The organism is Nostoc sp. NOS(2021), assembly GCF_017115025.1.
In the GTDB taxonomy this organism is placed as follows: Bacteria; Cyanobacteriota; Cyanobacteriia; order Cyanobacteriales; family Nostocaceae; genus Nostoc.
Map to the genome: position 1 here is coordinate 1 of NZ_JABXKM010000296.1, position 6058 is coordinate 6058.

General features: G+C 43.1%; 6 protein-coding genes. 3 read left to right on the forward strand and 3 right to left on the reverse strand.

Going from position 1 to position 6058, the window contains the following annotated elements; all coding sequences use genetic code 11:
- Positions 1–108 precede the first annotated feature (108 nt).
- The gene (locus HWQ41_RS29105; protein ID WP_292770783.1) at positions 109–792 is read left to right on the forward strand and encodes a class I SAM-dependent methyltransferase; all 684 of its coding nucleotides are present in this window, start codon (positions 109–111) and stop codon (positions 790–792) included.
- A 163-nt stretch (positions 793–955) separates the two neighbouring features.
- Here HWQ41_RS29105 and HWQ41_RS29110 read toward each other — a convergent pair whose 3' ends face one another.
- Positions 956–1399, reverse strand: a complete 444-nt coding sequence (locus HWQ41_RS29110; protein ID WP_292770785.1) for a hypothetical protein — start codon at positions 1397–1399, stop codon at positions 956–958.
- A gap of 514 nt (positions 1400–1913) precedes the next feature.
- Between HWQ41_RS29110 and HWQ41_RS29115 the strand changes: the two genes are divergently transcribed.
- Both HWQ41_RS29115 and HWQ41_RS29120 read left to right on the forward strand, forming a co-directional pair.
- Positions 1914–2654 (forward strand): RNA methyltransferase, encoded by a 741-nt coding sequence (locus HWQ41_RS29115; protein ID WP_292770787.1) that lies wholly within the window; start codon positions 1914–1916, stop codon positions 2652–2654.
- 174 nt (positions 2655–2828) lie between these two features.
- The gene (locus tag HWQ41_RS29120) at positions 2829–4394 is read left to right on the forward strand and encodes a serine hydrolase (RefSeq protein ID WP_292770789.1); all 1566 of its coding nucleotides are present in this window, start codon (positions 2829–2831) and stop codon (positions 4392–4394) included.
- A 115-nt stretch (positions 4395–4509) separates the two neighbouring features.
- On the opposite strand, the gene HWQ41_RS29125 is transcribed toward HWQ41_RS29120, so the two are convergent.
- Both HWQ41_RS29125 and dprA read right to left on the reverse strand, forming a co-directional pair.
- Positions 4510–4692 (reverse strand): hypothetical protein, encoded by a 183-nt coding sequence (locus HWQ41_RS29125; protein ID WP_292770791.1) that lies wholly within the window; start codon positions 4690–4692, stop codon positions 4510–4512.
- A 95-nt stretch (positions 4693–4787) separates the two neighbouring features.
- Entirely contained in the window at positions 4788–5906 is a 1119-nt protein-coding gene (dprA, locus tag HWQ41_RS29130; RefSeq protein ID WP_292770793.1) for a DNA-processing protein DprA, read from the reverse strand.
- Positions 5907–6058 lie beyond the last annotated feature (152 nt).

Sequence of the window (6058 nt, forward strand, 5' to 3'; positions counted from 1 at the left end):
GGGAAGCTAGATACAGGATGAAGTTTTGCATTTTATTTAATCCACGTTCCTAAGCTACCTGGCAACTGCTATAAAACAGAAAGTTCTACCTTTATTAAAAATTAAAAAATGAATATTCAAGAAGCTTTTAATTCTGCCGCAGAAAATTACGATAACTTACGTCGTATTCTAATTCCCTGTTTTGATGACTTTTACAAAACAGCCGTTGCAATTATACCAAGTGACGGCACTGCACCTCTGAAGGTTCTAGATTTGGGTGCTGGTACTGGACTTTACTCAGGTATGGTTCAATCCGTCTTCCCCAATGCAGAATTCACCTTGCTGGACTTAGCCCCTGAGATGTTAGAGAAAGCTAAGTTTAGATTTAGCAAAATGGGTAAATCTCCCAAAATATTAATTGGTGACTACATTGAAACTAATTTAGCTGGTTCCTATGACCTGATAATCTCGGCTTTATCGATTCATCATCTGTCAGATTTTGACAAAGAACTTCTTTATCAACGGATTTATGATGTCCTCAATCCTGGAGGGATGTTTGTCAACGCCGATCAAGTTCTCGGCAAAACCCCTGATTTAGAAAAACTTTACCGTCAACACTGGCGAGATTCTGTCCATGCTAAGGGTGTCTCTGAGGAAGATTTCAAAGCTGCACAAAAACGTATGGAATACGATCGCATGGCAACCCTTGATATTCAACTTCGCTGGCTAGAAGCGGCTGGTTTTCAAAATGTAGATTGCTGGTACAAAAATTTTAGCTTTGCTGTTTTTGGTGGTTATCGACCGACTATTTAACTAATTACTAATTCGTAATTCGTAATTCGTAATGACACTCTCTACAAGAAGCTGCGCTAACGTAACTATTGGGTTTAAATCACCACTAAATTATAAAATTTCTAATTGAATTACGAATTGTTTTAACCGCTATATTTGTTACAAAGATTCGGTGCAGAGTTGGTTATTTAGCAGAGCAGTAACTATTAATTTCCTGGACTATTGAACCTTCTTCGGTACTACTCTTTTGCAGAGATCCCAAAAAGCCCTTTGCTGCTGGTAGATTCTTTTTATCTATGGCTGTTGCTGTATTATTCAACTCCTTACTGATCTCCTGATAGAGTGTGAGAAAGCGTCCTTGAAAACCTTGCAACTTTTCATCTTTAATTTCCAGTGCTTTCATCTCTTTGGCAAGTGTGTCTATCTTACCAGCAAGTTCAGTTAAAGCTTTAGAACCTTTTACCGGATTGGGATTTTTACCGAATTCTTGACCTAGAGTAGATGCCTGATTGGCAACGTTTATAACTTTGTTACATTGAGCAACTTTACTTTCTCCACAACCTGCAAATAATAATGCGATCGCAGTAGTGACTGAAAGTATAAAACTTTGTTTAAATATGCGTTGCATAGGTTCTATTATCTCCAACTATGTTTCGGGAAAGTTGGGCAGTAGAAATGGATGGTCAGCGAAAATACTTTTTTCTACAAAGAATCTTTATTTCTTTTTTTTACTTTCTTTCTGCCCTATTACTTTATACTTCATTTTTCCGAGAAGGTGTATGTAATTACACGCAATATGCCTGTCCTGTGATGTTTACAATGGAGAGAAGGTCACACTTTTAGTTTTCTCTTCAACCCACGCACCCAAAAATGGGGTGAACATTTCACCTTTTCAGAACTGGACTGGTAGGATTAACGCCTCCGGGACGTACAACGATTAGATTGCTACAAGTAAATAGCGACGAACGACTAGCTGAACGGCGGAGATTGCGCTGAATAAAGAAGTGTAAGTCACTGTTCAGAACTGCCGCAGGCGTTTACTTGCTCTCGTTACAATGATGTCAAGGAAACTTTTCAGCAGAACACACAATGCTGAGAATTAGCCTAAAAATATCATTTGGTACGATCGCAGGAGGCAAAAAATGAGCTTGGCTGGATTAAGAATTGTGTTGGTAGAGCCAGCTGGGCCGATAAATGTCGGGGCGATCGCCAGGGTAATGAAAAATTTCGGGCTACATCATTTAGTATTAGTAAATCCCCAATGCGATCCGCTATCGGCGGAAGCTTTGATGATGGCTGTTCATGCTCAGGAAATTTTAGAATCTGCGGTATTAGTGGCGACCTTACCAGAAGCATTGCATGGATGTGTCAGGGCGATCGCTACCACTGGTCGCTTTCGGAGTTTGCAAACACCTTTAGAAAAACCCCGCACTGCACTACCCTGGTTACTGGAGGAACCAGAAAAACCCGCAGCATTGATTTTTGGCAGAGAAGACCGGGGATTAAGCAATGAAGAATTAAATTATGCACAGAGGTTTGTTTGCATTCCCACAAGTCAAGATTATCTAATCCTAAATTTGGCTACTGCCGTGGCAATCTGCTGTTATGAACTGTCGCAATGTGCAGAACAACCTGATAGTCAGACATTACCCCAAACTGAACTTGCACCAATAGATGTTGTGGAAGCATACTACGAGCAATTAGAATCACTATTACTGAAAATTGGTTACGTGTATCCGCATACGGCAGCTAGTCGCATGGAAAAATTTCGCCAACTGTATAATCGCGCTCACCTGAAACCAGGAGAAGTAGCCATGCTGCGAGGGATTTTGCAACAGGTAGAATGGGCCGTTAAAAACCAGAGGGATGGTGAAAACTTGTAATTATTCGTTTAATATATACGCAATCATCCCCCCAAAATAAATAATAGGGCTTAAACTAAACACAAAAATGCTACTTAGTGGCAAAGTAGAATTTGAGTATTAATATTGCTTAAAGATTAAGTTTTGGGTCAGGAGTCTGCAAGAAAAAAGCCAAGTGGGTCACAAGGAGTAACGGTGTCAGAGTCAAGTGACGAACTAAAAGCTTTCTCGCGGCGTCAACCCTTAAATCGCCGCCAGCGGCCACAAAAAGTTCAAAAAGTGGCACAGAAGAAAGTTAAAGCTAACAGCCAGCAGCAAGCTGTGAATGGACGACAAGCGGCGCTAACACGCCCAAAAAATCAAATCAGTCCTCCGCCAATCCCTGGTGCTACACGTCGGGTAAAATCGGGGTTAGTGATGCCATCGGCAGTAAAACCAATACCTAGTGTGAAGGGGAAAATTCCTCCCTTCCGACCAGGTGCTGTGATGGTCAAAACAGTGCGGATGGAAAAGCCAAAAACAGGCCGGCGATCGTCACGGAAGACGCGGTTAAAGCCAATGGCCAAAACCATATTGTATGTTTTGCGGTTATTGATTGTGGGTGTTGGGCTGGGTGCAATTGTGGGCACGGTGTTGTCAGTATTAGACCCAGCTAATCGCATCACCACAACTTCTGCGCCGCAATCTAATAGTAATGTGGCGCGATCGCAGCCACAACCTAGCCAAACTCCCCCAGCCGCAGTTTCCAGCCTATACCTATCCCAAGAAATTATCCCCTTGAAAAATGCCGTGCAAAATTTGGCGACGACCAACCCAAATCTTACACCCGGAGTTTTCTTAGTAGATTTAGATACTGGTAATTATGTAGATGTCAATAGCTCAACCAGTTTTCCGGCGGCTAGCACAATTAAAGTGCCGATTCTAATTGCCTTTTTCCAGGATGTGGATGCAGGGAAAATTCGCCTAGATGAAATGCTGACCATGCAACAGGATGTGGTAGCTGGCGGTTCTGGAACTCTGCAATACAAACCAGCCGGAACCCAGTACGCCGCTCTGGAAGTCGTCACTCAAATGATTACAATCAGCGACAACACAGCAACAAATATGTTGATTGCCCGATTGGGAGGTATAGACGCTTTAAACCAGCGTTTCCGCACTTGGGGATTGACAAACACAATAATTCGTAATCAACTCCCAGATTTGGAAGGGACAAACACCACTAGTCCGAGAGAATTGGGGAATTTGATGGCGATTGTGAGTCAGGGAAATTTGGTGAGTATGCCATCACGCGATCTCATGCTCGATATCTTGCGTCGCACTCAGAAAGACACTCTGCTACCATCGGGTTTGGGAACAGGCGCGAGAATCTACCACAAAACAGGCGATATTGGCACAATGTTGGCAGATACAGGTTTAATTGTTGTTCCAACTGGCAAGCGCTACATAGCCTCTGTCATGGTACAACGCCCTAATAACGACCCTCGCGCCGAAAAATTGATTAGCTCAATTTCTCGTGCTGCCTACCAAGAGTTTAGCCAAAATGCTGTTACACCCAACAGTACCACAAGCACTATACCCGCAAATGGTTATCAGCCCTCTGGTGTGAGTCCTGCTTTACCCAACGGTACGACGGGCACTGTACCCGCAAATGGTTATCAGCCCCCTGTTGTGAATCCTCTACCCAACAGTATGGGAGGTACTGTACCGGCAAATGGTTATCAATCTCCAGTTATGAATCCGCAGTATTATCCCCCAAGATAATTTGGGATTTTTGAATTTTGCATTGTTCATGACATCCATCCTCCCTCATAAATGAGCGGCGAACTAGAGCTGATTGCCTGCCAACCTCACCCCATTGAGAGTAACGGTTTTAATCTTAACGCGACTCTGCCATACGACTGTGCAATTGAACACATTCTTTTACCCCATAAGGTGGATCTGTAACTACTGCATGAATGCTGTTTTCTGGTACTCGACTTAGCCACTCGAAACAGTCTGCGTGCAAAATAACAGATTTACCTATATTTTCTACTTGGTATTCAAAAGCCCATTGATTCATGATTTTAAGTAGTTTGTTTTTATATAAAAATTGTATTTTTATATTCCCATAAATCTGATAGTTAAATCGCTAAAAACAATGTTGTCTTTGAACTCTTAACTTTTTTGATACCGCATTCCTGGCAGTTGTGAAACTAAACCCATAAGTTCCAACTGTAACAAGGCACCGGAAACTGAGCCAGCAGCCATGCCGGTTTGTTGAACAATAAAATCGAAGGATAAAGCATCACAAGAAAACGCATTCATTACCGTTTGCAATTCTGGTGATAAATCAGGCAAACTTAACTGTTGGGCTGTTGGGGATACTTCAACTCCATCAATTTGTGGTATTGCTCCTAGCATTGTTAACAGTTCGTCTAGTTCCTTAAGAATGAAAGTTGCTCCCTGACTCAGTAACTTTAAACACCCTTGGGATGGATGATCGTCCAGTCTTCCGGGTAAGGCATAAACGTCTCTGCCAAATTCATTTGCATAAGTAGCTGTTATTAGGGCACCAGATTTTAACGGCGCTTCCATTACCAGGATGGCGCGGCTTAAACCTGCGATAATTCGGTTGCGACGGGGAAAGTGCGTGCGATCGGGTGGGGTTTTCGTGGGGTACTCACTCATGACTAACCCAGCCGTCAAAATCTGCTTGTACAAATCCCGATTTTTATGTGGATAGATGACATCAACACCAGTCCCCAAAACTGCGATCGTGCGTCCACCTGCTTTCAGGGCGGCGATGTGGCTTTCTGTGTCAATTCCCTCTGCCATACCAGAAACAACTGTAAAGCCATTTTTAGCCAAAGCTGTACTAATTTGGCGAGTCCAACGAATACCGTATTCTGAGGGTTGGCGTGTTCCGACAATCCCAACCAGCGGTTTTTGTCCGAGATTTTCTTGGAGTTCGACTTCACCGCGATAGTATAAAATCGGCGGTGGACTTGGAGTTTCCAGCAGTAAGCGGGGATAATCTGCATCTGCTGGTGTCCAGAAATGGGAATTTTCCTGCTGGTGCTTGGTGAATAGTTGTTCTGGGTGCAAACGCGATCGCTGTTGTACTACTTTTTCTAGTGTCTGAAAACCAAAACCCTCTACTTCTCCTAACTGTACCTTGGTAGCGTTCCAAGCCGTTGCCAATGTTCCAAAATGCTGTTGCAGCCGTCGCAGTAATACCGGGCCAATTCCAGAAATTTGCGCCCAAGCTAGCCAATATGCACCTTCTTCTACCACGGTTTCATCCTCACGCCTACTGGATTGAGTATTCCCAAATTAGGTTTGGCTATTGATATAAAGGGGGAGTGGCAGAAATGAGGAAGTTTCTTAAAACATTAGGACTTACGCAAAACCACACGCTGTAGGGGCAATTCATGAATTGCCCCTAC